Origin of the sequence: Thermomonas sp. (assembly GCF_041905325.1) — a bacterium.
Classification (GTDB): domain Bacteria; phylum Pseudomonadota; class Gammaproteobacteria; order Xanthomonadales; family Xanthomonadaceae; genus Thermomonas.
Map to the genome: position 1 here is coordinate 115,691 of NZ_JAYRLK010000006.1, position 22,316 is coordinate 138,006.

The 22,316-nt window shown below is 69.7% G+C and carries 21 protein-coding genes, 1 other RNA gene, 1 pseudogene and 1 riboswitch; of the genes and pseudogenes, 5 read left to right on the forward strand and 18 right to left on the reverse strand.

Annotated elements, in window-relative coordinates; all coding sequences use genetic code 11:
- Positions 1-14 precede the first annotated feature (14 nt).
- The 8 genes and pseudogenes from ftsW to ACE3OK_RS08570 all read right to left on the reverse strand — a co-directional run bounded on the left by ftsW (position 15) and on the right by ACE3OK_RS08570 (position 8,778).
- Positions 15-1,340, reverse strand: coding sequence for a putative lipid II flippase FtsW (ftsW, locus tag ACE3OK_RS08535; protein ID WP_374249112.1), 1,326 nt, complete (start codon positions 1,338-1,340; stop codon positions 15-17).
- Complete coding sequence (gene mraY, locus ACE3OK_RS08540) at positions 1,340-2,425, reverse strand: phospho-N-acetylmuramoyl-pentapeptide-transferase (protein ID WP_374249113.1); 1,086 nt, start codon at positions 2,423-2,425, stop codon at positions 1,340-1,342. The genes ftsW and mraY overlap by 1 nt, the downstream gene beginning before the upstream one ends.
- Positions 2,415-3,803 (reverse strand): UDP-N-acetylmuramoyl-tripeptide--D-alanyl-D-alanine ligase, encoded by a 1,389-nt coding sequence (gene murF, locus ACE3OK_RS08545; protein WP_374249236.1) that lies wholly within the window; start codon positions 3,801-3,803, stop codon positions 2,415-2,417. Before murF ends, mraY begins: the two co-directional genes overlap by 11 nt.
- Positions 3,794-5,269, reverse strand: a complete 1,476-nt coding sequence (locus tag ACE3OK_RS08550) for a UDP-N-acetylmuramoyl-L-alanyl-D-glutamate--2,6-diaminopimelate ligase (RefSeq protein WP_374249114.1) — start codon at positions 5,267-5,269, stop codon at positions 3,794-3,796. Before ACE3OK_RS08550 ends, murF begins: the two co-directional genes overlap by 10 nt.
- Positions 5,266-7,098: a peptidoglycan D,D-transpeptidase FtsI family protein gene (locus ACE3OK_RS08555; protein WP_374249115.1), complete on the reverse strand. Its 1,833-nt coding sequence runs from the start codon at positions 7,096-7,098 to the stop codon at positions 5,266-5,268. The genes ACE3OK_RS08550 and ACE3OK_RS08555 overlap by 4 nt, the downstream gene beginning before the upstream one ends.
- A gap of 11 nt (positions 7,099-7,109) precedes the next feature.
- A complete protein-coding gene (ftsL, locus tag ACE3OK_RS08560) occupies positions 7,110-7,376 on the reverse strand; it encodes a cell division protein FtsL (RefSeq protein ID WP_374249116.1) in 267 nt (88 codons plus the stop codon).
- A 26-nt stretch (positions 7,377-7,402) separates the two neighbouring features.
- Positions 7,403-8,335: pseudogene (gene rsmH, locus ACE3OK_RS08565) on the reverse strand (16S rRNA (cytosine(1402)-N(4))-methyltransferase RsmH); the annotation flags it as partial.
- Entirely contained in the window at positions 8,332-8,778 is a 447-nt protein-coding gene (locus ACE3OK_RS08570; RefSeq protein ID WP_374249237.1) for a division/cell wall cluster transcriptional repressor MraZ, read from the reverse strand. The pseudogene rsmH and the gene ACE3OK_RS08570, both read right to left, overlap by 4 nt.
- A gap of 305 nt (positions 8,779-9,083) precedes the next feature.
- Between ACE3OK_RS08570 and ACE3OK_RS08575 the strand changes: the two genes are divergently transcribed.
- Positions 9,084-9,848, forward strand: a complete 765-nt coding sequence (locus ACE3OK_RS08575; protein WP_374249117.1) for an NRDE family protein — start codon at positions 9,084-9,086, stop codon at positions 9,846-9,848.
- 4 nt (positions 9,849-9,852) lie between these two features.
- On the opposite strand, the gene ACE3OK_RS08580 is transcribed toward ACE3OK_RS08575, so the two are convergent.
- Positions 9,853-10,773, reverse strand: coding sequence for a ChbG/HpnK family deacetylase (locus tag ACE3OK_RS08580; protein ID WP_374249118.1), 921 nt, complete (start codon positions 10,771-10,773; stop codon positions 9,853-9,855).
- Here ACE3OK_RS08580 and ACE3OK_RS08585 point away from each other — a divergent pair.
- The gene (locus ACE3OK_RS08585) at positions 10,711-11,106 is read left to right on the forward strand and encodes a GtrA family protein (protein ID WP_374249119.1); all 396 of its coding nucleotides are present in this window, start codon (positions 10,711-10,713) and stop codon (positions 11,104-11,106) included. The genes ACE3OK_RS08580 and ACE3OK_RS08585 overlap by 63 nt on opposite strands.
- On the opposite strand, the gene ACE3OK_RS08590 is transcribed toward ACE3OK_RS08585, so the two are convergent.
- The 4 genes from ACE3OK_RS08590 to rsmI form a co-directional block, all read right to left on the reverse strand.
- Positions 11,063-12,616 carry an ArnT family glycosyltransferase gene (locus ACE3OK_RS08590; RefSeq protein ID WP_374249120.1) on the reverse strand — a complete coding sequence of 518 codons (1,554 nt, stop codon included), beginning with the start codon at positions 12,614-12,616 and terminating at the stop codon, positions 11,063-11,065. The genes ACE3OK_RS08585 and ACE3OK_RS08590 overlap by 44 nt on opposite strands.
- A complete protein-coding gene (locus ACE3OK_RS08595) occupies positions 12,613-13,770 on the reverse strand; it encodes a glycosyltransferase family 2 protein (protein ID WP_374249121.1) in 1,158 nt (385 codons plus the stop codon). The genes ACE3OK_RS08590 and ACE3OK_RS08595 overlap by 4 nt, the downstream gene beginning before the upstream one ends.
- Before the next feature lie 68 nt (positions 13,771-13,838).
- Positions 13,839-14,202, reverse strand: an RNA gene (rnpB, locus tag ACE3OK_RS08600) — RNase P RNA component class A.
- A gap of 160 nt (positions 14,203-14,362) precedes the next feature.
- Positions 14,363-15,187 carry a 16S rRNA (cytidine(1402)-2'-O)-methyltransferase gene (gene rsmI, locus ACE3OK_RS08605; protein ID WP_374249122.1) on the reverse strand — a complete coding sequence of 275 codons (825 nt, stop codon included), beginning with the start codon at positions 15,185-15,187 and terminating at the stop codon, positions 14,363-14,365.
- 70 nt (positions 15,188-15,257) lie between these two features.
- On the opposite strand from rsmI, the gene ACE3OK_RS08610 reads away from it, so the two are divergent.
- Genes ACE3OK_RS08610 through ACE3OK_RS08620 form a run of 3 tightly spaced genes read left to right on the forward strand, consistent with a single transcriptional unit; the run spans position 15,258 to position 18,353 of the window.
- Positions 15,258-16,604 (forward strand): penicillin-binding protein activator, encoded by a 1,347-nt coding sequence (locus ACE3OK_RS08610; RefSeq protein ID WP_374249123.1) that lies wholly within the window; start codon positions 15,258-15,260, stop codon positions 16,602-16,604.
- A complete protein-coding gene (locus ACE3OK_RS08615; RefSeq protein WP_374249124.1) occupies positions 16,591-16,974 on the forward strand; it encodes a YraN family protein in 384 nt (127 codons plus the stop codon). The genes ACE3OK_RS08610 and ACE3OK_RS08615 overlap by 14 nt, the downstream gene beginning before the upstream one ends.
- A gap of 5 nt (positions 16,975-16,979) precedes the next feature.
- On the forward strand, positions 16,980-18,353 hold the full coding sequence (locus tag ACE3OK_RS08620; protein ID WP_374249125.1) for an FAD-binding oxidoreductase: 1,374 nt from the start codon (positions 16,980-16,982) through the stop codon (positions 18,351-18,353).
- Position 18,354: 1 nt separating this feature from the next.
- Here the strand turns inward: ACE3OK_RS08620 and thiL are convergent, their stop codons facing one another.
- Genes thiL through ACE3OK_RS08645 form a run of 5 tightly spaced genes read right to left on the reverse strand, consistent with a single transcriptional unit; the run spans position 18,355 to position 22,024 of the window.
- Positions 18,355-19,314: a thiamine-phosphate kinase gene (gene thiL / locus ACE3OK_RS08625; RefSeq protein WP_374249126.1), complete on the reverse strand. Its 960-nt coding sequence runs from the start codon at positions 19,312-19,314 to the stop codon at positions 18,355-18,357.
- A 38-nt stretch (positions 19,315-19,352) separates the two neighbouring features.
- Complete coding sequence (gene nusB / locus ACE3OK_RS08630; protein ID WP_374249127.1) at positions 19,353-19,814, reverse strand: transcription antitermination factor NusB; 462 nt, start codon at positions 19,812-19,814, stop codon at positions 19,353-19,355.
- Positions 19,811-20,287 carry a 6,7-dimethyl-8-ribityllumazine synthase gene (gene ribH / locus ACE3OK_RS08635; RefSeq protein ID WP_374249128.1) on the reverse strand — a complete coding sequence of 159 codons (477 nt, stop codon included), beginning with the start codon at positions 20,285-20,287 and terminating at the stop codon, positions 19,811-19,813. The genes nusB and ribH overlap by 4 nt, the downstream gene beginning before the upstream one ends.
- A gap of 31 nt (positions 20,288-20,318) precedes the next feature.
- On the reverse strand, positions 20,319-21,425 hold the full coding sequence (gene ribB, locus ACE3OK_RS08640; RefSeq protein WP_374249129.1) for a 3,4-dihydroxy-2-butanone-4-phosphate synthase: 1,107 nt from the start codon (positions 21,423-21,425) through the stop codon (positions 20,319-20,321).
- Positions 21,422-22,024: a riboflavin synthase gene (locus ACE3OK_RS08645; protein WP_374249130.1), complete on the reverse strand. Its 603-nt coding sequence runs from the start codon at positions 22,022-22,024 to the stop codon at positions 21,422-21,424. The genes ribB and ACE3OK_RS08645 overlap by 4 nt, the downstream gene beginning before the upstream one ends.
- 63 nt (positions 22,025-22,087) lie before the next feature.
- Positions 22,088-22,255: riboswitch (FMN riboswitch) on the reverse strand.
- Between the last annotated feature and the right edge of the window lie 61 nt (positions 22,256-22,316).

Genomic DNA, 22,316 nt, shown 5'->3' on the forward strand with positions numbered 1-22,316 from the left:
GGGCAACCGCGCGTTCAACGGGCCCTCCGCAGGGCGCCCAGCGCCGCCGATTCATGGCGCGGCTTGGTGGCCGCCACCGGTTCGATGCGTGCGCGCAGCCGGCTGGCCACACTGCCGACGTCCATCGGCGAGGCCGCCACCGGCCCCGCCGCCACCACGCCCTGCGTGCGACGCCGGGCCACCTGGCGCGCGGCGCGCTCGTACTCCCACGACACCCGCAGCAACAGGCCCAGCGCGGCACAGGTCATCAATACGCTCGACCCGCCGTAGGACACCAGCGGCAGCGTCAGGCCCTTGGTGGGCAGCACGCCGAGATTCACACCCACCGACACGAAACTTTGCAGCGCCATCCACAGCGCGATGCCGAAGGCGATGTAGCCGGAGAAATGCCGCTTCATCTCCACGCAGCGCAGGCCCAGCCAGAACGCACGTCCGGCCAGCAACGCGTACAGGCCCACCACCAGGCACACCCCAACCAGCCCCAGCTCTTCGGCGATCACCGAGAAGATGAAGTCGGTATGCGCCTCCGGCAGATAGGAGAGCTTCTGCACCGAGCCGCCCAGGCCCACCCCGAACCACTCGCCGCGACCGATCGCCATCAGCGCGTTGCTGAGCTGGTAACCGGCACCCAGCTGGTCCTGCCACGGATCCATGAACGAGGTGACGCGGCGCATGCGGTACGGCTCGATGATCACCAGCGCCACCAGCCCCGGCACCAGCACCAGCACCGGCAGGATCAACCGCTTGAACGGCGCGCCCCCCAGCAGCAGCATGCACGCGGTGATGCCCAGCAGCAGCACCGACGAACCGAAGTCCGGCTGCGTCAGCAACATGACCACCAGCAGCACCACGACCCCGGCCGGCTTGAGCATGGCCACCCAGGTGGCGGCCACGTCTTCGTTGAAGCGTTTCAGGTAGCTGGCCAGCCACACGATGTAGAACACCTTCACCAGCTCCACCGCCTGGAAACTGGCCGGCCCGAGGTTGATCCAGCGCCGCGCGCCGTTGACGCTCTTGCCCACCATCGGCAGCCACACCAGCGCCAGCAACACGAAGCAGGCCAGCAGCAGGTAGTGGCTGTACTTTTCCACCAACTTCAATTCCAGTCGCATCACCAGCGCCGCCAGCACCAGCCCGCCCCCCAGGAAGATGGCGTGGCGGCCAAGGAAGTGCCACGGCCCGGCATTCTGGCCACCGCCGGCGATCGCCGCCGAGCCCACCATCACCACGCCGAGGCAGGCCAGGGCGATGGTCACGCCCAGCAACCACGGGTCGTAGCGGCCATCCAGCTCGTCGCGGCGGGTGGCCTGGCGCAGGCTGTCGATGCCGGTCGCGCTCATCAGCGCACCTTCAAGGTGGCAAGCCCGACCAGCACCAGCACCACGCTGATGATCCAGAAGCGCACGATCACCCGCGGCTCCGGCCAGCCCTTCAGTTCGAAGTGGTGGTGGATCGGCGCCATCCGGAACACGCGCTTGCCGGTGAGCTTGAAGCTGGCGACCTGGATCATCACCGACAGCGTCTCGATGACGAAGATGCCGCCCATCAGCACCAGCACCAGTTCCTGGCGCACGATGACGGCGATGGTGCCCAGCACCGCGCCCAGCGCCAGCGCGCCGATGTCGCCCATGAACACCATCGCCGGGTAGGTGTTGAACCACAGGAAGCCGAGGCCCGCACCGGCGATCGCGGTGCAGATGATGATCAGCTCGCCCGCGCCCGGCACCCGCGGGATCTGCAGGTACTGGGCGAAGGTGGCGTTGCCCGAGGCATAGGCGAACACGCCCAGCGCGCAGGCCACCAGCACGGTGGGCATGATGGCCAGGCCATCGAGGCCGTCGGTCAGGTTGACTGCGTTGGAGAAACCGACGACCCAGAAGTAGGCGATGCCGACGAAGCCGACGCCGGCCAGCGGCAGCGCCACCGACTTGAACAGCGGCACGTAGAAGGTGGTGGCCGCCGGCACGTCGGCGAACGCGAACAGGTACACACCCACCGCCAGCCCCAGCAGCGACTGCAGCGCGTACTTGGTGCGCGAGCGCATGCCGTTGGGATCGCGCTTGACGATCTTGATCCAGTCGTCGGCCCAGCCGATGGCGCCGAAGCCCAGCATCACCACCAGCACCACCCACACGTACTTGTTGCGCAAATCGCCCCACAACAGCACGGTGGCGGTGATCGACGACAGGATCAATGCGCCGCCCATGGTGGGGGTGCCGGCCTTGGAGAAGTGCGACTGCGGGCCGTCCTTGCGGATCGGCTGGCCGCCCTTGAGGGTGGCGAGGTAACGGATCATCGCCGGCCCCCACCACAACGACAGCGCCAGCGCCGTCAGCGCGCCGAGGATGGCGCGGAAGGTGAGGTAGTTGAACAGGTTGAAATGGCCGTGCAACTGCCCCAGCCAGCGCGTGAGTTCAAGCAGCACCGTTGTTCTCCTCGCCGGCGGCGGCATCGCGCTGCAACAGCGCCTTCACGATCGTGTCCATCGCGCTGCCGCGCGACCCCTTCACCAGCACGGTCACGCCGGGCCGCAATGCGTCCTGCAGGGCCTCCAGCAGGGCCGCGTGGCTGTCGAAATGGCGGCCGCCTTCACCGAACGCAGCCACCGCGTGCGCGCTCAGCGGGCCCAGCGCGAACAGCCGGGCAATGCCGGCACGCAGCGCCTGCGAACCGGCCTGCGCATGCAGCGCGGCCTCGTCGTCGCCCAGTTCGCGCATGTCGCCCAGCACCAGCCACGCCTCGCCGGTGCTGCCGGCAAGGGTGTCGATGGCCGCGGCCAGCGAACCGGGATTGGCGTTGTAGCTGTCGTCGATCACGGTGACGCCGTTGCGCAGGCGCTGTACCAGCAGCCGGCCGGCCACGCGCTCGCTGCCTTCCAGCCCGGCGCGGATCTGCGCCGGCGACGCCCCGACCGCCAGCGCCATCGCGGCGGCGGCCAGCGCGTTGCGCACGTTGTGCCGCCCGGGCAACGGCAGCGCCACTTCGACCTCGCCGGCAGGCGTCACCAGCACGAAGCGTGCGCCCTCGATGCCGGCCTGGATGTCGCGGGCGCGCACGTCGGCAGCACTTTCGATGCCGAACCGGATCGCCCTGCGGCCACGCAGGCGTTCGCCGAAGTAATGCGCGAAGGCATCGTCGGCATTGATGACCGCCACGCCCTCATCGGGCAGCGCCTGGTAAATCGCACCCTTGGTCTGCGCCACCCCCAGCAGGTTGCCCATGCGCTCCAGATGCGCCGGCGCGATGTTGTTCACCAGCGCCACGTCCGGCCGCGCGATCGCGGTGAGGTAGGCGATGTCGCCGGGCTTGCCGGCCCCCATTTCGTACACCGCGAAACGGGCGTCGTCGGGCGCGTCCAGCACTGCCAGCGGCAACCCGATCTCGTTGTTGCGGTTGCCGGGATTCGCGTAGGCACTGCCCAGCTGGCGCAGGATCGACAACAACAGGGTCTTGACCGAGGTCTTGCCATTGCTGCCGGTGACCGCCAGCACGGTGGTGGCGCGTTCGCGCTGCACGGCGGCGGCCAGGCTGCCCAGTGCGCGCTCGGTATCGTCCACCACCACCTGCGGCAGCGACGCATCCACCGCATGCGCCACCAGCGCCGCCACGCAGCCGCCGGCAGCCGCGGCCGGCACATGCGCGTGACCATCGAAATTGCCGCCCTTGAGGGCCACGAACAGGGCCGCGCCACCGGGCAGCGCGCGGGTGTCGGTGGCCACCGCATCGACCTGGCGATCCTCGCCCAGCAGCCGGCCACCGGTGGCCTGTGCGATCCACGAGAGCGTGCGCGGGGTCATGCGTATTTCCCGGTCAGCAGGACACGCGCGGTGTCGGCATCGTCGAACGGCTGGCGGACGCCGTTGATTTCCTGATAGGGCTCGTGGCCCTTGCCGGCGATCAGCACCACGTCGTCGCTGCCGGCCTGCGTGATCGCCTGCGCGATCGCGGCGGCGCGGTCGCGCTGCACCATCACCCGCGCCGGCTCCGCGAACCCCGCCATGATGTCGGCGACGATGGCATCGCCCTCTTCGCGGCGCGGATTGTCGTCGGTGACGATGACCACGTCGGCCAGCCGCTCGGCGATCGCCCCCATTTGCGGGCGCTTGCCGGCATCGCGTTCGCCACCGCAGCCGAACACGCAGAACAGCCGGCCCCGGGTATGTGCGCGCAGCGAAGCCAATGCCTGTTCCAGCGCGTCCGGCGTGTGCGCGTAATCCACCACCACCAGCGGCGCCTTGCCGTCGCCTTCGATGCGGTTCATCCGCCCATCCACCGGCGACAACCGCGACAGCGTTTCGGCGATCAGCGCCGGTGTCATGTCCAGCGCATACAGCGTGGTCGCCACGCCCAGCAGGTTGTCGACGTTGAACCGCCCCAGCAGCGGGCTGCGCACCGGATGCGCCTGCTGGCCGGCATGCAGCATGAAGCGGATGCCGCTGCCATCCAGCACCAGGTCCTCCGCGCGCACGCTGGCTCCGGCGGCACCACGCGAGGAAAAGCCCAGCGCGCGCACCTTGCCGTTGACCGAGGCGTACAGCTCGCGACCGAAGGCATCGTCAAGGTTGACCGCTGCCGCACGCAGGCCCGGCCAGTCGAACAGCCGCGCCTTGGCCGCGCCGTAACGGGCCATGTCGCCGTGGTAATCCAGATGGTCGCGGGTGAGGTTGGTGAACACCGCGACGTCGAACTGCACGCCGTCCACGCGGCCCTGGTCGAGCGCGTGCGACGACACCTCCATCGCCACCGCCGATGCACCCTCGTCGCGCAACTCCGCCAGCAACGCATGCAGGCGCAACACCAGCGGCGTGGTGAAGCCGGTGGGCACCGCCTGCGGCCAGATGCCGCTGCCCAGCGTCCCCAGCGTGCCGGCCTTCTGCCCACGCAGCGTCCATGCCTGCGCCAGCAACTGCACGGTGGAGGTCTTGCCGTTGGTGCCGGTGACCCCCACCGTGGTCATCGCGGCACTGGGATGGCCATGGAACAGGTCCGCCATCGCGCCCATGCGCGTGCGCAAATCCGCGACCGGGATCGCATCGGCAGGCGCCGGCAGCTCGGCCGGAGCCGGCGGCTCGTACAGGATCGCGGCGGCACCGGCCTCGCGTGCCGCATCGACGAAATGCAGGCCGTGCGCGCCGAACCCGCCGATCGCGACGAACGCATTGCCCGGCGTGACCTCGCGACTGTCCTGCACCAAGCCGGTGATGGCGAGGTCGGCGGACAGGCCTTCCAGCTCCGGCAGCAGCTCGCCCAGGGTCATGGTCCTGCTCATTGCACGCTCCTGGCGGGGGTCGCCATCGTGGCCACCGGCAGCGGCAACGCGCGGCCCTCGGCCTTCATGCGCTTGGCGTCGGCGGCCTGCTGCGCGGCCAGCCACGCCGGCAGGTCGTCCGGCGAGACATCCATCAGCCGCAGCGAACCTTCCATCACGTTGCGGAACACCGGCCCCGCCACCACGCCGCCGTAGTAGCCCTTGCGCGCGGGATCGGGGTCGTTGACCGCCACCACCATCGCGAAGCGCGGGTGATCCACCGGCACCAGCCCGGCGAAATAGCCGATGTAGCGGCGCGAGTAGCCGCCGGCGCTGGCCTTGCGCGAGGTGCCGGTCTTGCCGGCCACGTGGTAGCCCAGGATCGCGGCCTGGGTGGCGGTACCACCCGGCTCGGTGACGGTCTGCATCATGCGCAGCACGGTCGCCGCGATCTGCGCATCCAGCACCCGCCGCGGCGGGTTGTGCTGGCCCTTCACGAAACTGGGCTGGTGCAGCAAGCCGCCGTTGCCCAGCGCGGCGTAGGCGGTGGCGATCTGCAACGGGGTCACGCTGAGGCCATAGCCGTAGCTCATGGTCTGCTTGGTGGTGCCGCTCCAGCGATCCGGCGTGGGGAACAGGCCGGCCGCCTCGCCGGGGAAGCCACTGTGGGTGGAGCTGCCGTATCCGAAGCGACGCATGAAATCGTTGAACTGCCGATCGCTCAGGCGGCGCGCCACCAGCGACGCCCCCACGTTGGAGCTCTTGCGGATGATGCCGGTGGTGTCCAGCACGCCGTAGTTGTGGGTGTCGGTGGTGCGGTATTTGCCGTTGGGGATCCAGCCGGGATTGGTGTCGAACAGGGTCACCGGCGTGATCACCCCCGCCTCCAGCGCCGCCGCCACCGTCAGCGGCTTCATCGTCGACCCCGGCTCCATCAGGTCGGTCACCGCGCGGTTGCGGTGCGCATCGCGCTGGCTGCCACTGACCGCGTTGGGGTTGAAGGTGGGCAAATTGGCCATCGCCAGCACTTCGCCGGTGGCGACGTCCAGCACCACCGCCGAGCCGCTGCTGGCGCCGGTTTCGGTGATCGCGTTGCGCAGCTCGCGATGGGTCAGGTACTGGATGCGGCGATCGATGCTCAGCGCCAGGTCGTGGCCCGGCTGCGCGGCGCGCACCAGGTCCACGTTCTCGACGATGCGGCCCTTGTTGTCGCGGATCACGCGCTTGGCACCGGGGACGCCACTGAGCCAGTCGTCGAACGCCAGCTCCAGCCCTTCCTGGCCGTGGTCGTCGATGTTGGTGAAGCCCAGCACGTGCGCCAGCGCCTCGCCCTGCGGGTAGAAGCGGCGGTATTCGCGCTGGCTGGCCACGCCGGGAATCTCCAGCGCCAGGATGCGCGCCGCCTCGTCCGGATTGATGCGCCGCTTGAGGTAGACGAACTCCTTGTCGGCGCGGGCGCTCAGGCGGCTGGCCAGCTCATCCTGCGGCATGCCCAGCGCGGCGGCCAGCTGCGGCAGGCGCTCGGGCGTCCCCAGCAATTCCTTCGGATTGGCCCAGATGGATTCCACCGGCGAGGAAATCGCCAGCGGCTCGCCGTTGCGGTCGGTGATCATCCCGCGCGAGGTGGCGATCGGCAGTTCGCGCAGGGTGCGGGCATCGCCCTGCCGCTGGTAGAAGGCATGATCGACCACTTGCAGGTCCAGTGCCCGCGCCAGCAGCCCCACCGAGCCCAGCGCGAAGCCGCCGCACACCAGCAGCAGGCGCCGGCGCAGGTCGAAGCCGCGCTGCCCGCGCTCCGGCGCGGCCACGCGCTCGCGCCGCTCCTTGCCGCCAAACCAGCGATGGCGCATGCCGAAATGCTTCATCGCCGCAGCACCACCACGTCTTCGGTACGCGGGAACGCCATGCCCAATTGCTGCCGCGCCACCTGGTCGATGCGGTTGCTTTCCGCCCAGGTGGCCTGCTCCAGCTGCAGGCGGCCGAACTCGACGTTGAGCGCATCGCGCGCCTTCTCCAGCCGGGTCAGGGCGACGAAGGCCTGCCGATGCTCATGGCGATCACGCACGATCAGCAGCGCACTGGCCACGTTGGCCAGCACCAGCAGCGCCAACAGGACATTCCGGTTCATGCCGCCACCGCCCGGCTTTCCACCGGCAGCTTCTCGGCCACCCGCAGCACCGCGCTGCGCGCACGCGGATTGGCGGCCAGCTCGGCCTCGGAGGCCTTCTGTGCGCCGCCCACCAACCGCAGCACCGGCGTGAACGCCACGTCCACCGGCATCCGCCGGCTGGCCGGCGGTGCCTTGGCGTGTTTCACCATGAACTGCTTGACGATGCGGTCTTCCAGCGAGTGGAAGCTGATCACCGCCAGCCGCCCGCCCACCTTGAGTCGCGCCAGCGCGGCATCGAGGCCGGCTTCGAGGTCGGCCAGCTCGCGGTTGATGTGGATGCGGATGGCCTGGAAGCTGCGCGTGGCCGGATGGGTCTTGCTGGCACCGCGCGGGCAGGCCTGCGCAATCAATTCAGCCAGCTGTGCGGTACGCAGCAGCGGCGCCTGCGCGCGCGCGGCGACTATCGCGCGGGCGATGCGCCGGCTCTGGCGCTCTTCGCCATAGAGCCACAGCACGTCGGCGATCTCTTTTTCCGAGGCGCGGGCCAGCCACTCGGCGGCGCTCTCGCCGGATTCGGGATCCATGCGCATGTCCAGCGGGCCATCCTTGCCGAACGAGAAGCCGCGCGCGGCCACATCCAGCTGCGGCGACGACACGCCGAGATCGAGCAGCACGCCATCCAGGCCCGTCGCAGTGGCCGGCCAGTCGGCCAGGGCCGCGAAGCTGCCGCGCCGCCAGGACAGGCGCGCATCGGCGTCGGCCATCTGCATGGCCACCGCGATCGCATCCGGGTCCTTGTCCATCACCAGCAAGCGCCCCTGCGGCCCCAACCGCTGCAACACCCCATGGGCGTGCCCGCCACGCCCGAACGTCCCGTCCAGATAGGTGCCATCCCCTTTCACCGCCAACCCGTCCATGACCTCGGCAAACAGCACCGGGAGGTGGGCGGACGCGATGCCCGCGCCACCACCACTCACAACGGCAGGTCCCGGAGCGCGTCATCCAGATCGGCATCCCCGAGGGTCTGCCGCATGTGCATCTGGTATTCCTGCTCGCCCCACAGCTCGAAACGGTCGCCGATCCCCAGCAGCACGGCCTTGCGGTCGATGCCGGCGTTGGCGCGCATGCTGGCGGGCAACGGGATGCGGCCATTGCCGTCCGGCTCGACCACCACCGCCGACGCCACCAGCTTGCGGCGCAAGGCACGCACCTGTGCCGACTGCATGCCGCGGGCATTGAGTTGGTCGCGCAGGGCTTCCCACTGCGCGTGCTGCAGCAGCCACAGGCAACCGGCGTCATAGACGTTGTAGACCAGCACCAGACGATTGCCGCAGTCGCGCGCAACGAGCTCCCGGTAGGCGGTCGGAATCGCCAGCCGGCCCTTGTCGTCGATGGTGATGGCGGTTTCGCCCTGGAACATGCTGCCCTTGTCGCCCCCGTCTGCTGCGGAGTTCACAACCAAAAAACCACAAAAAACCCGGTTTTCCCACGAGCGCCCACCTTAGCAGGCTATCCACCTCTGTCAACAACGAGATGCACGAATTTTTCCGTGCCCGCTCAATGACTTGCGTCAAACTTCAAGAAGTTGCTCAAGCTTTATCCACAACCCCTTGTTTCCCCATATTTTTTGAATTTTCACTCCTTCCTGAACATGGCGCGCCCCTGTCACCACCATCTTGCTGCACTGCAATAACTGAATGGCCGGGCGCGCGGCACAATGCGCGCATGTGCCTGGTCGCGCTCGCCTGGAAAACGCACCCCCGCTGGCGGCTGGTGCTGGCCGGAAACCGCGACGAGCACTACGCCCGCCCCACCGCGGCATTGGCCCGATGGCCCGATGCCGCTGTGCTGGCCGGGCGCGACCTGCGCTCCGGCGGCACCTGGATGGGGCTGGCCCCCGGCGGCCGGGTGGCGGTGGTGACCAATGTCCGCCACGGCCTGCCGTCGCCCTTCCCGGGGCCCTCCCGGGGTGCCCTGCCGGTGGATTTCCTGACCGCGCGCACGGATGCCGCCGCGCATGCCGAGGCGCTGGCCGCGCGTGCCGCCACCTATGCCCCGTTCAACCTGCTGCTCGCCGATGCCGGGCATTGCGCCTACGTCGGCAACCACCCGGCCAGCGGTGCGCAGGCCATCACCGCCGGCGTGCACGGGCTGTCCAATGGTGCGTTCGATGCGGACTGGCCGAAGACCCGGGCCCTGCGCGCCACCCTGCGGCACTGGGTGGAAGCCGGCGACGACAGCCTGCAACCGCTGTGGGACGCGCTGGCCGATACCCGCATCGCCGCCGACGCGGAGCTGCCCGACACCGGCATCGGGCTGGCGCTGGAGCGCCCACTCTCGGCCGCCTTCGTCCGCCAACCCGGCTATGGCACCCGCGCCAGCACCCTGATCCTGGTGGGCCACGACGGCAATGCCCGCATCCACGAACGCAGCTTCGATGCGGCAGGCCGCTGCACCGGCGAAACCCGGCTCGCCCTGCCGCCCACCTGAGCCCTCACGCCGCGATGCCCTCCACCAGCGTCTGCCGCAGCGGTTGCAGGCGCACGTTGCAGCGCGCCAGCATGGCGTCGAGAGCCGGGTCCGCCAATACCTGGAATTCCACCCGTCGCGACTGCGCCAACGGGTCGCCACCGCCATCCCCCGTGCCGGGGTGACACATCAGCAGGTCGCCCCGCTGCGCGGCACGGAGCCAGCCTTCCAGCAACTGCCGGTAACGCGGAACATCGGCGTCGAAGCCGTGCACGCCCAGCAGCGCGCGGTTCTGCGCAAACCCGGCCTGCCGCGCCGCGTTCTCCAGCGCAGCGGCCCCCAGGGTTTCGATCACCTTCGCCTTGGCCCAACCCCGCCACCCCCCTGCCTGCGCGGGGCACAGGGTGCAGCGGGTCCTGCGCAGCCAGGGCCGGACGGCCGCACCGCGCTGCTGCAACACGTCCAACAGCACCGTGCGGATGACCGGCAACTGGTGCACGTGCTGATGGCCATCCACGAAGTCCGGTGCATGCCCGCAGGCCGCCGCGAAAGCATCCAGTTGCGCGTGAATTTCCGCGCGCACCGTCGAGGCAGCAAGGCCCCCGACGTAAGATTGGCGGATCAGCGCCGCCAACGCGCGCCGCGCCCCCGGCAACAAGGCGAACTCCGTGAAATCCAGATGCAGCCCCACCTCCAGCCCGCGCGCACGCAGGCCCGCAAGGGCCGGGGCACCGCGCCGGAAAGCGGGTGCCCCCACCAACACGCCGGTGGCCTGCACGCGTCCCATGTCCGCCAACTGCACGATGGCGGCATTCACGCCTGCATCCAGGCCAAAGTCGTCGGCGCACAGGCACACCGCCGCCCCGGCACGGAGGCCGGTGGCATGCGCCTGAACATGCAAGCCCTGCGCTTCATTGCCGTCGGCTGCCTCGCGGCCGCCGTGCATTGGTTGACCGTGGTGGCGCTGGTCGAACAGGCCGCGCTGCGCCCCTTGCTGGCCAACCTGTTCGGCTGGCTGGTCGCGCTGGGGGTCTCGTTCGCCGGGCATCACCACCTCACCTTTCGCGGGCACGGCACGCCGCTGCGGCACTCGATGCCGCGCTTCGTCGCACTCTCGGCCACCGGCTTTCTCATCAACGAAACCACCTTCGCGGCATCGCTGCATTGGAGCACATTGGGATACCGCATCCTGCTCACGGGTGTGCTGGTGTTGGTGGCCGGCATGACCTGGGCGCTCAGCCGGCTGTGGGTGTTCCGCGGCAACCCAGCGCGCGCCTGAGCTGCGGCTGGTGCATGTCCAGCCGCCACAGCGCGGCCTCGCGGGTACTTGCCGCCCGCGTCGCGGACGCCAGGAACGGATAGCCGGCCAGCACGCCTTGCGGCCCCACCGCCCAGGCTTCCGACTGCGCGCACAGCGCGGCCGGAAACCGTGACGGCGGCAACAGCAGCTGGCTGGCGCGCGTCGGCGCGAAACCGCCCGCATCCAGCAACTCCTTGCGCCAATTGTCGTGGTGACGAAGATCGGGGTTGTCCCACGGCTGCACGTACACAACCGGCCGGGCCAGGCGTGCGTAGAAGGGCAGGTCGAAGAAATCCTCGTCGAGCACGTACACCGGCGCATCCGCATGCCGCTGCGCGTGCAGCACCCGCGCCAGCGGCTTGCTGGAATGCGGCGTGTGCCGCGCCAGCACCGCCACCGCCAGCATTGCCAACGCCACCGACAGGGCGGCACTCCAGCGCCAGCCACGTGTGCCGCGGCCGCGCCAGGTGTCGATGCCATCGGCAAGCAGGGCGGCCAGTGGCGGCACCGCAGGCAGGATGTAGCCCAGCAACTTCGAACTGGGCAGCGAGAAGAACCCCACGATCACCACCAGCCACACCCAGCACAACAGACGCAGGTCGCCGCGCGTGGCATCCGCCAGACGGCCCTTTTCGAACTGCGGGCGCAACCACGGCAGCCACGGCAGCGTCACCAGCGCCAGCACCACCGGATAGAACCAGAAGGGTTGCACGTTGTTGAAGCCGCCAGCCGCGAAGCGCTGGAAATGCTGGACCACGAAAAAGTAATGCAGGAACCCGGGGAATCGCATCTGCATGACGATGAACCAGGGCGCGGCGATCGCCACGAACACCACGCTGCCGGGCAACGACGGCAGCTTGAGCAGCGTCCGCCAACGCCGCCCCGCCAGCAGCCAGAGGCTGATCACCAGGGCCGGCAGCACGAAGCCGATCAACCCCTTGGCCAGCACGCCCAGCGCGGCCATCGCATACGCAGCCAGCAACGCGCGCCGATGCGCCATGCCGCGTTCGGCCAGCAACGCCGCATGCGCCAGCAACACGATGGTGGCGGTGATGCAGCCGGCCACCAGCATGTCGAGGTTGGCGAACTGCCCGCCCAGGTACCAGAACGGCTGCGCCAGCAGTGCCACCAGCGCCAACGCGGCCACCCGCGCCCCCCACCAGCGCCGCAGCAAGCAGAACAGCGCCATGCCGCCACCGCAGGCCGCCAGCAGCGAAGCCGCACGCGCCGCCCACTCGCGCACGCCGAACAGGCGCAATGCAAGCCCGGTGATCCAGTAGAACAGCGGCGGTTTGTGGAAATAAGGCAGGCCATCCAGCGTGGGCAGCGTCCAGTCACCGCTTTGCTGCATCCACCAGGCAACCCCGACATAACGCCCTTCGTCCGGCAACATCAGGGGCCGCGCCCAGGCCAGCAGCGCCAGCCAGAGCAGCGCCAGCAGGGCGATGCGCCAGGTGTCGCGCGCGTCGAGCCGTCGCATCGCGCTCATGCCTCCTGCCCCAGCCCGGTGCCGCATTGCCGCTTCACCACGTAGGCCGGACGCCCCTTGGCTTCCTCGAAAATGCGGCCGACGTATTCCCCCACCACGCCCAGCGACACCAACTGGATGCCGGCAGAAAACATGATGCCGACGACAATCGTCGTCCAGCCACTGACGTTGTGGCCGTGGAGCAGGTAATCCGCCGTGAGGTACAGGCCATACGCCATCGCCAGCCCCGCCATGCCAAAACCCAGGATGCTGACCGCACGCAATGGCCAGGTCGTGAACCCGGTCAAGCCATCCAGCGCGAACCCCAGCAACCGCAACAAATTGAACTTGGTATGCCCCTGCGTGCGCGCAGCCGGTGCATAGGGCACCGCCGCCGTCACGAAGCCCACCCATGCACATAGCCCCTTGGTGAAGCGGTTGCGCTCCGGCATCGCCAACAGGGCATCCACCACGTTCCGGTCCAGCAGGCGGAAGTCGCCGGCATCGGCCGGCATTTCCACGCGTTCGCCGGCATTGACCAGCGCGTAGAACGCGCGCGTTCCCATTCGCTTGAGCAACCCCTCATCGGCACGCGAGGCGCGCACCGCCACCACGTTGTCGGCACCTTCGCGCCATTTGTCCAGCAATACCGGCAGCAACTCCGGCGCGTGCTGCAAATCGGCATCGAGGGTGGCCACCACATCCCCCTGCGCGGCCCGCATCCCCGCCAGCAACGCCGCTTCCTTGCCGAAGTTGCGCGACAGCTCGATGCCGCGCACTCCCGGCACGCATGCCCAGCACGCCATCACTTGTGCGGTGTCGTCGCGGCTGCCGTCATCCACCAGGATCACCTCCCAGGCATCGGCCATGCCCCGCATCACCGGCAACAGCCGCGCCATCAGGGCATCGAGGTTGCGTGCCTCGTCATGACACGGCACGACGCAGGACACCCGGGGCAGTGCCACCCGGCGTGCGCAGGCCTGCGCCGTGACGGCGGCGGCATCTTCGCTGCATGCCGGCCGCACGCTGGCCGGCCCACCCGGCATCGGGACGTCGCCCGGGGATGAAAACGGTGATGGGTTCGACACGGCGAGGCTCCAGCCAGCCGGCCATGCCGGCATCCGCACCAGTGTCCCGCGCCGCGCGTAAACCAACCCCAGCCGAACCTCAGGCATTGGTTAAGGATGGCCTGGACAACCCGATTCCGGAGCGGCCAGCCCACGTCGAGCCTGGCCGCAAAAAGTGGCGGAGCCGGCCGATAAGCCGGGTTCTGTTCGACGCTTGCGCGCCGCGGCAGTCATTCCTCTAGGCGCAGCGTCGCCGCTACGCTCAAGCAACCTACCCGGAGACTCGGCGGGCCGCCTCATCGCCTCCCTATTTGGTCTTGCTCCCGGTGGGGTTTGCCGTGCCGGCCTGTTGCCAGGCTCGCGGTGCGCTCTTACCGCACCATTTCACCCTTGCCGTCCTGCTTGCGCAGGCTTGGGCGGTATCTTTCTGTTGCACTTTCCGTCGGCTCTCGCCGCCCAGGCGTTACCTGGCACCGTGCCCTGTGGAGCCCGGACTTTCCTCGGCACCCCGAAGGATGACGCGACTGCCTGGCCGACTCCGCCGCGTGCATTTTACGGCTTTCGCCGTCAAATGACCCCCAAAGTTTGCAAGAGCGCAAACTTCGGGTCCCGCTCCTTTGCTCCCGATCCCCTGCCGCTGTCGCGGCGCCCCCCTTACCAAGGGGGGCTATGGCATGCCGGTGGCTCCGAGAGATCGGAGTTAGTCGACGCCGTACAGCGCCTTGCGCGGCGCGCCGGACAGCTCAGCCGCCAGCTTGGCCGCGGTCGAGGGCGGCAGGTGCTCCTTGAGCCTGGCGTACAGGCGGCGGCCTTCGTGCACCTTGGCGTCGGCGTCTTCACCCGCGCCCTGCACCAGCACCACGAACTCGCCCTTGCGCTGGTCGGCGTCGGCCAGCACCCGCGCATGCAGCTCCGCCAGGGTGCCGTCGAGCACGGTTTCGAACAGCTTGGTCAGCTCCCGCGCCAGTACCGCCGCGCGCGCGCCGCCGAATGCCTGCGCCATGTCGGCCAGGGTTTCGTCGATGCGATGGGAAGATTCGTAGAAGATCAGCGTGCGTGCCTCGTTCGCCAGCGCCTGCAAGCGTTCGCGCCGGGCCGACGCTTTCGCCGGCAGGAAGCCTTCGAACACGAACCGATCACTGGGCAGCCCCGCCACGCTGAGTGCGGCGATCAAGGCGCTGGCTCCCGGCACCGGGCTGACCTTCACACCCGCCGCGCGCGCCGCGCGCACCAGCCGGAAGCCGGGATCGGACACCAGTGGCGTGCCGGCATCGGACACCAGCGCCAGCGATTCACCGGCCAGCAGGCGCGCGACGATCTTCTGCGCGATGGCGTCCTCGTTGTGCTCATGCAGCGCCAGCAAGGGCGTGGCGATGCCGAAGTGCGCCAGCAACTGCCCGCTGCGACGGGTGTCTTCGGCGCAAATCGCCACCACGTTGCGCAAGGTCTCCAGTGCGCGCGGACTGATGTCGCCCAGATGCCCGATGGGCGTGGCGACCACGAAGAGGGTTCCGGAAGTGGGCATGCCTGTGTTCAATGCGGGCGAAGGTAGAATCGTAGCCCTCCCCCCTCCACTACCCAAGCCCGTGGCCCCGATGCGATCCGCCCTGCTCGTCCTGTTGCTGGCCCTGGCCGGTTGCGCCAGCGTGCCGCCGCCCTCGGCACCGCCGGTGCACGCCTACGCGCCGCCGTTCATCGAGGCACAGGCCCTGGCCGCCGGCCACGATGCGCTGAAGGGCCAGGCCCGCCGCGACAACGCCAATGCCATCGAAGGCCTGCTGGCGCAGTTGGACGATGCCACCCTGGCGCGCGATGCCGCCCGGCTGCCGGCGGGCGATGCCCTCTACAATTTCGCCGGTCGCACCCTGCTGCGCCGCGGCCTGCCCCTGCCGCATCCGTTCGATCGCGGCGGCAGCGGCTTCGGGGCCGCCACCCGCCCGCCCGCCGACACCGACGGCTACCGCCCGCCGCTGAACGTGGCCATCCTGCTGCCGCTGTCGGGCAGCCAGGCCGCCGCTGCCGAAGCCGTGCGCGACGGCTACCTGGCCGGCTATTACGGCGAATCCCGGCGCCGCCCCACGCTGCATTTCTATGACACCACTCCGGGCGCCGGTGCGGCCTATGCGCACGCGCAGGCCGACGGCAATGACCTGGTCGTCGGTCCGCTGGGCCGCGAGGACGTGGACGCCCTGGCCTCCAGCACCCCGCTGGAGGTGCCGCTGCTGGCGCTCAACCGCGGCAACCGCGCACCATCGCCGGGCAATGCGGCGTTTTCGCTGTCACCCGAGGACGAAGGCATCAGCCTGGCCCAGCACCTGCTGGACCGCGGCAGCAAGCGCGTGCTGCTGATCGCCGGCAGCGACGACATCCAGCGCCGCACCACCGAGGCCGCCAAGGCGCAATTGCAGCGCCGGCGCGTGACGGTGGTGGCCACCCTCGGCTACAGCACGGCGATGGCCGATGCGCTGGCGCAACTGGCACAGGACAACGCGCCCGACGCCTTGCTGCTGGTCCTGAAGGCACCCCAGGCGCGCGCCCTGGCACCGCAGTTGGCGGCGGCCGGGCTCGACCGCCTGCCCCGGCTGGCCAGTTCGCAGATTCTCTCCGGCAGCGGCAAGGCCAGCGAAGACATGGCGCTGGACGGCATCGTCTTCCCCACCGAGCCGTGGCTGGTGCAACCCGTGGCCGGCCTGCCCACGCAGGCCAATGCCGCCGCGCGGGTGGACAGCGCCAAGGGCCCGGCCGCACGCCTGTTCGCGTTCGGCTTCGATGCCTGGTTGCTCACCGGGCATCTGGAGCAATTGGCGCAGCACCCCAATGCCGAGGTGGCCGGTGCCACCGGGCGGCTGAGCCTGGACGGCTTCGGCAACATCCTGCGCCGGCCCGCATGGTCGCAATTCCGTGCCGGCGTGCCGGTGCCGCTGCGCGATGCCGCACGCTGAGCCCCAACGGCGCGCACGCGGCGATGCGGTGGAGGACGCCGCACTCGCCTACCTGCGGGCCCGCGGCCTGCACCTGCTGGCCCGCAATGCCAGCAGCCGGGGCGGCGAACTGGATCTGGTGATGCACGATGGCGCGGCGGTGGTGTTCGTGGAAGTACGCTACCGCGGCTCGCAAGCCTTTGGCGGCGGTGCGGCGTCGGTGGATGCCGGCAAGCGCCGCAAACTGGTGCATGCGGCGCAACAGTGGCTGCTGCACCACCCGCAACATGCGCAGGCCCCCTGCCGCTTCGACGTGATCGCCGCCCGCGGCGCACCGGATGCGCCGCAGATGGACTGGCTGCGCGATGCCTTTCGCGCCGACGAGGTGTAACCGCCATGCCCCTGCCCATCGCGCTGGAGACCGAACTTGCCGCGCTGCTGGGCGATGGCTGGCGCACCGACACGGCCACCCGCCAGGCGCACGCCAGCGACGATTCGCGCCGCCATGCCCTGCCCCATGCGGTCGCGTTGCCGCGAACGCGTGAACAGGTCGTCGCCCTCGTGCGCGCTTGCCGCGCCCACCGCGTGCCGCTGATCGCGCGCGGTGCCGGCACCGCCACCACCGGCGCCGCAGTGCCGACGCGGGGCGGGATCGTCGTTTCGTTCGCACGCATGAATCGCCTGCTCGACATCCGCAGCGAAGACCGCTGCGCGGTGGTCGAACCCGGCCTGTGCAATGGCGCGCTGCAAGCCGCGTTGCAACCGCACGGCCTGTTCTGGCCACCGGATCCGTCCAGCTTCGAAAGCTGCACCATCGGCGGCAACCTGGCCACCAATGCCGGCGGCCCGCGCGCGGTGAAATACGGCGCCACCCGCGACAACGTGCTGGGCCTGGTCGCCGTCACCGGCACCGGCGAGTTGATCCGCGTCGGCGGTGCCTACACCAAGTGTTCCTCCGGCTTCGACCTCACCCGCCTGCTGGTGGGCAGCGAGGGCACGCTGGCGCTGATCGTGGAGGCGACCCTGAAGCTCGCCCCGCGCCCGCAGGCGCAGGCCGGCCTGCGCGCGTTCTACCGCGACGCCGCCAGCGCCGCCGCCGCGGTGTCACGGCTGATGGCCCAACCCGTCGTGCCGGCGATGCTGGAATTCATGGACCGCCGCAGCCTCGCGCTGCTGCGCCACAACGGCAGCGACGTGCCGGACGCCGGCGCGATGCTGCTGGTGGAAGCCGATGGCAGCTTCGACACCCTGCCCGACATTCTCGCCGCGCTGGGCGCCGCCGCCGACGGCGACGGACTGCTCGACATGGACGTGGCGCAGGACGGCATCGCCCGCGACAAGTTGTGGGCGGCACGGCGCGCGCTGTCACCGGCGCTGCGCACGATTGCCCCGGGCAAGATCAACGAGGACGTGGTGGTGCCGGTATCACGCATCCCCGCACTGGTGGCCGGCGTCGAAGCCCTGGCCGACGCATCCGCGCTGCCCATCGTCTGCTTCGGCCACGCCGGCAACGGCAACCTGCACGTCAACATCCTCTACCACCCGGACGACACCGCCGAAACCGCACGCGCCCACGCCGTGTTGCCGCGCGTGTTCGAACTGGCGCTGGCGCTGGGTGGCGCACTGTCCGGCGAACACGGCATCGGCCTGTCCAAGCGCGCGTTCATGGCCCGCGCCTTCGATGCCGCCACGCTGGAGGCGATGCGCGCCGTGAAGCACGCGCTCGATCCGGACGGCATCCTCAATCCGGGCAAGCTGCTGCCGGAGTGAATCAGGCGAAGTGCTGGTAGCCACCAGCCCCGGCGGCCACGCCGTCGCAGCGGACGCCGGTGCCGGGAATGACGTGGCCGATGCGTGCCAGCGGCAGCGCCAGCGTGGCCGACAGCCGTTGCAGCGCCGCGCGCCGCGCGGGGTGCGCGGTGAAACACAGCTCGTAATCGTCGCCCCCCGCGGCCTGCAGGACACGCCGGGTGTCGGGATCGAACGCGGTGCCAAGGGCATCGCTGGCCGGCAGCGCGTCGACATCGACCTCCGCGCCGACGCCGCTGGCGCGGCAGATGTGGGCGAGGTCGGCCAGCAGGCCGTCGCTGACGTCGATGCAGCTGCTGGCGATCCCGCGCAGCGCGCGGCCCAGCGCCACCCGCGGGGTGGGCCGATTCAGCCGCTCGAAAAGGGGGTCAGAGTGGCTTTTTGTGGTCCAAAAACCCCCCAGTCCCCCCGGTCCCACCCGCCCCAGCCGCAGCGCGCCGGCGGCATCGCCCAGCGTGCCGCTGACCCACACATCGTCGCCCACCCGTGCGCCATCGCGACGCAACGCCTGCCCGGGCTCCACCAGGCCATGCGCGGTGAGCGCGATCGACAGCGGACCACGGGTAGTGTCGCCGCCGACCAGGGCGAAACCATGCTGCGCGGCCAACGCGAAGAAGCCGTCGCAGAACCCATCGACGAACCCGGCATCGGCTTGCGGAAGCGACAGCGACAGCGTGCCCCAGGCCGGCTGCGCGCCCATCGCGGCAAGGTCGGACAGGTTCACCGCCAGCGCCTTCCAGCCGATGTCGGCAGGCGCGGTGGCGGCCGGGAAATGCACGCCGGCATTCAGCGCATCCATCGTCACCGCCAGTTGCATCCCGGGGGGCGGCACCAGCAATGCGCAGTCGTCGCCGATGCCCAGCAACACGTCACCACGCACGGCGATGCGTTGGCGGATGCGGGCGATCAGGTCGAATTCCATTCGCTACTCCTCCCCCTGCGCGCAGGGGAGGGGGCGCTTCATTTCTTCGATTCCACGCCGCGCAACGCGGCGGCGGCCTTGTCCAGCACGCCATTGACGTAGGTGTGGCCGTGTTCGGAGCCGAAGCGTTTGGTGGAATCGATCGCCTCGTTGATCACCACCCGGTACGGCACGTCGGGGCGATGGGTCAGTTCGTAGGTGGCAATGCGCAAGGCGGCGCGTTCGATGGCGTCCACCTCCTCGATGCCGCGATCCAGATGCGAAGACAGCGCCGCATCCAGCTCGGCCACGTGCCGCAGCACGCCGCGCACCAAGTCTTCGAAGTATTCCAGGTCGGCCACTTCGTGCGCCTGCTCGTGGGCGAACTGCGCGATCAGGCCACGCTCGTCGGCGTGGTTGATCTGCCACGCGTAGATGGCCTGCAAGGCGCGGCGACGCGAACGCGAGCGGGCCACGGGGTCCAGCCCGTCGGGGCGGCGATGGGGATGGTGCTTGTTCATGCGTGCTCCAGCAGCTTGCGGCGCAGGTCGATCATTTCGATCGCCACCAGTGCGCATTCTTCGCCTTTGTTGCCGTGGTTGCCGCCAGCGCGGGCCAGCGCATCCTCGAACGTCTCCACCGCCAGCACGCCATTCAACACCGGCACACCGGTGGCCAGCGCCACCTGCATCAGCCCGTTGGACGCACCATCGGCTACTTGCTCGTAATGGCGGGTGTCGCCGCGCACCACGCAGCCCAGCGCCACGATGGCGGCATGCCGGCCCGCTTTCGCAAGGTCATTCGCGGCCATCGGCAATTCCCACGCGCCAGGCACGCGGACCACGTCGATGGCGGATTCGTCCACGCCATTGGCCACGAAGGCGGCGCGGGCGGCGCTCACCAGCGCATCGGTGATGCGCGGGTTCCAGCGGCTGGCGAGGATCGCGAAACGCGCGTCGGAATGGACGCGCAGATCGCCTTCGAAATGCGGCATCGGCGTGGGCAGAAATGGGGGGCTGTGCAGTTTACCGCGCCGGCAGCGCCACGTACTCAACGACTTCCAGCCCGAAGCCCGCCAGCCCCACCTGCCGGCGCGGCGTCCCCAGCACGCGCAGGTGGCGTGCCCCCAGATCGTGCAGGATCTGGCTGCCGGCGCCGTTGCGCCGCCATTGCGCCAGTGCGCCTGCCTTGCTGGCGGGCGGCGCCGGCTGTTCGCGGATGCGTGCCAAGGTGGCCTCGGCATCAGGCGCGTCGCCCAGCAGCACCAGCACGCCACGACCGTCGGCCGCGATCATCGCCAGCACATCGCCCACCAACGGGCCGAAGTCCTCGCGCCGCCAGTGCAGCGCGTCGGCCAGCGGGTTCTGCGGCTGCACCCGCACCAGCAGCGGCGCGTCGGCTTCGATTTCGCCGCGCACCAGCGCGTAGTGCAGGCCACGACTGAGGCGGTCGCGGTAGGTGTGCAGGGTGAACGCGCCGTGGTCGGTCGTGATGTCACGGCTGTCGATGCGCTCGACCGTGTGCTCGGTGTCCAGCCGGTAGCGGATCAGGTCTTCGATCGAGCCGATCTTCAGGCCGTGCTTGCGGGCGAAGACTTCCAGCTCCGGGCGGCGCGCCATGCTGCCGTCAGGGTTGAGGATCTCCACCAGCACGCCAGCGGGCTCGAAGCCGGCCAGCAGGGCCAGGTCGGCTGCTGCTTCGGTATGCCCAGCGCGGGCCAGCACGCCGCCCGGCTGCGCGGTCAGCGGGAAGATGTGGCCGGGCTGGCTGAGGTCGGCGGGCTTGGCATCGGGGCGCACGGCGGTGCGCACGGTGTGCGCGCGGTCGTAGGCGCTGATGCCGGTGGTCACCCCTTCCGCCGCTTCGATGCTGACGGTGAAATTGGTGTGGTGCGGCGAAGTGTTGTCGCGCACCATCGGGTTCAGGCCCAGCTGCGCGCAGCGCTCGCGGGTGAGTGACAGGCAGACCAGGCCGCGCGCGTGGGTCACCATGAAATTGATGTCGGTGGGCTTGACCAGCTCGGCGGCCATGATCAAATCGCCCTCGTTTTCGCGGTCCTCGTCATCGACGATCACCACCATGCGCCCGGCGCGCAGTTCGTCCAGCAGTTCCGGGATTGTTGCAAAGCTCATGTCCAGTCCTTTGTTGCTTGCAGGCGTTCGGCATAGCGCGCCAGCAGATCGATTTCGATGTTCACCGCGTCGCCGGCCTGCAGCGTGCGGAAGGCGGTGTGTGCCACCGTGTGTGGGATCAGCGCGACTTCAAAGCCCGTCTCGTCGGCGGCGTTCACGGTCAGGCTGACGCCATCGACGCAGACCGAGCCCTTGTGCGCGATGTAGCGCAGCAGCGGCTTCGGCGCACTGAAGCGCCAGCGGATGGCGCGCGCGTCGTCCCAGCAGCGCTCGGCGGTGGCCAGCCCGTCCACGTGGCCGCTGACCAGATGACCGCCAAGGCGGTCGCTGGGCAGCAGGGCGCGCTCCAGGTTCAGCGGTGCGCCGATGGCGAGCTGGCCGAGGCTGGTCAGGGCGAGGGTTTCGGTAGAGGCATCGACCGCGAAGCTGGCCGCGTCGAATGCGACCACGGTCAGGCAGCAGCCGTTGACCGCGATGCTTTCGCCCAGCTGCACGTCGGCAAACGGCAGCGTGCCGACGTCGACGACGAGGCGCGCATCGCCATCGTGCAGTTCGAAGCTGCGCAAGGCGCCGACGCCCTGGATCAATCCGGTGAACATCCAACCTCCGCAAGCTGTGCGGCTGCAGGCCGGCAACGCGCACGCGGCCGGACGGCCGCGCGGAGTTGTCTTCTTTCATCCGGACTGTGACCGTCGGCTCCGGCATTGGACCGGATCTGCTGACCCTCTGCCGTCGGCGGATGCCGCTGGCAAAGGCGCTCGCGGGCTCGCACGTTGCAACACGCCGTGCCTACCGCCGGTGGGGAATTGCACCCCGCCCTGAAGACGCTATGTGTATGGTGTGCCGGCGAACCGGCGCCGGCATTTTAGCACCGTCGCCGGACGTGCCCTG

Excerpts from the sequence above, each read along its gene's own strand:
- ftsW (WP_374249112.1), bottom strand. The coding sequence starts at position 1,340 with ATGAGCGCGACCGGCATCGACAGCCTGCGCCAGGCCACCCGCCGCGAC.
- ACE3OK_RS08550 (WP_374249114.1), bottom strand. The coding sequence starts at position 5,269 with ATGAGCAGGACCATGACCCTGGGCGAGCTGCTGCCGGAGCTGGAAGGC.
- ACE3OK_RS08555 (WP_374249115.1), bottom strand. The coding sequence starts at position 7,098 with ATGCGCCATCGCTGGTTTGGCGGCAAGGAGCGGCGCGAGCGCGTGGCC.
- ftsL (WP_374249116.1), bottom strand. The coding sequence starts at position 7,376 with ATGAACCGGAATGTCCTGTTGGCGCTGCTGGTGCTGGCCAACGTGGCC.
- ACE3OK_RS08570 (WP_374249237.1), bottom strand. The coding sequence starts at position 8,778 with ATGTTCCAGGGCGAAACCGCCATCACCATCGACGACAAGGGCCGGCTG.
- ACE3OK_RS08575 (WP_374249117.1), top strand. The coding sequence starts at position 9,084 with ATGTGCCTGGTCGCGCTCGCCTGGAAAACGCACCCCCGCTGGCGGCTG.
- ACE3OK_RS08585 (WP_374249119.1), top strand. The coding sequence starts at position 10,711 with ATGCGCCTGAACATGCAAGCCCTGCGCTTCATTGCCGTCGGCTGCCTC.
- ACE3OK_RS08580 (WP_374249118.1), bottom strand. The coding sequence starts at position 10,773 with ATGCACGGCGGCCGCGAGGCAGCCGACGGCAATGAAGCGCAGGGCTTG.
- ACE3OK_RS08590 (WP_374249120.1), bottom strand. The coding sequence starts at position 12,616 with ATGAGCGCGATGCGACGGCTCGACGCGCGCGACACCTGGCGCATCGCC.
- ACE3OK_RS08595 (WP_374249121.1), bottom strand. The coding sequence starts at position 13,770 with ATGCCTGAGGTTCGGCTGGGGTTGGTTTACGCGCGGCGCGGGACACTG.
- rsmI (WP_374249122.1), bottom strand. The coding sequence starts at position 15,187 with ATGCCCACTTCCGGAACCCTCTTCGTGGTCGCCACGCCCATCGGGCAT.
- ACE3OK_RS08610 (WP_374249123.1), top strand. The coding sequence starts at position 15,258 with ATGCGATCCGCCCTGCTCGTCCTGTTGCTGGCCCTGGCCGGTTGCGCC.
- ACE3OK_RS08615 (WP_374249124.1), top strand. The coding sequence starts at position 16,591 with ATGCCGCACGCTGAGCCCCAACGGCGCGCACGCGGCGATGCGGTGGAG.
- ACE3OK_RS08620 (WP_374249125.1), top strand. The coding sequence starts at position 16,980 with ATGCCCCTGCCCATCGCGCTGGAGACCGAACTTGCCGCGCTGCTGGGC.
- thiL (WP_374249126.1), bottom strand. The coding sequence starts at position 19,314 with ATGGAATTCGACCTGATCGCCCGCATCCGCCAACGCATCGCCGTGCGT.
- nusB (WP_374249127.1), bottom strand. The coding sequence starts at position 19,814 with ATGAACAAGCACCATCCCCATCGCCGCCCCGACGGGCTGGACCCCGTG.
- ribH (WP_374249128.1), bottom strand. The coding sequence starts at position 20,287 with ATGCCGCATTTCGAAGGCGATCTGCGCGTCCATTCCGACGCGCGTTTC.
- ribB (WP_374249129.1), bottom strand. The coding sequence starts at position 21,425 with ATGAGCTTTGCAACAATCCCGGAACTGCTGGACGAACTGCGCGCCGGG.
- ACE3OK_RS08645 (WP_374249130.1), bottom strand. The coding sequence starts at position 22,024 with ATGTTCACCGGATTGATCCAGGGCGTCGGCGCCTTGCGCAGCTTCGAA.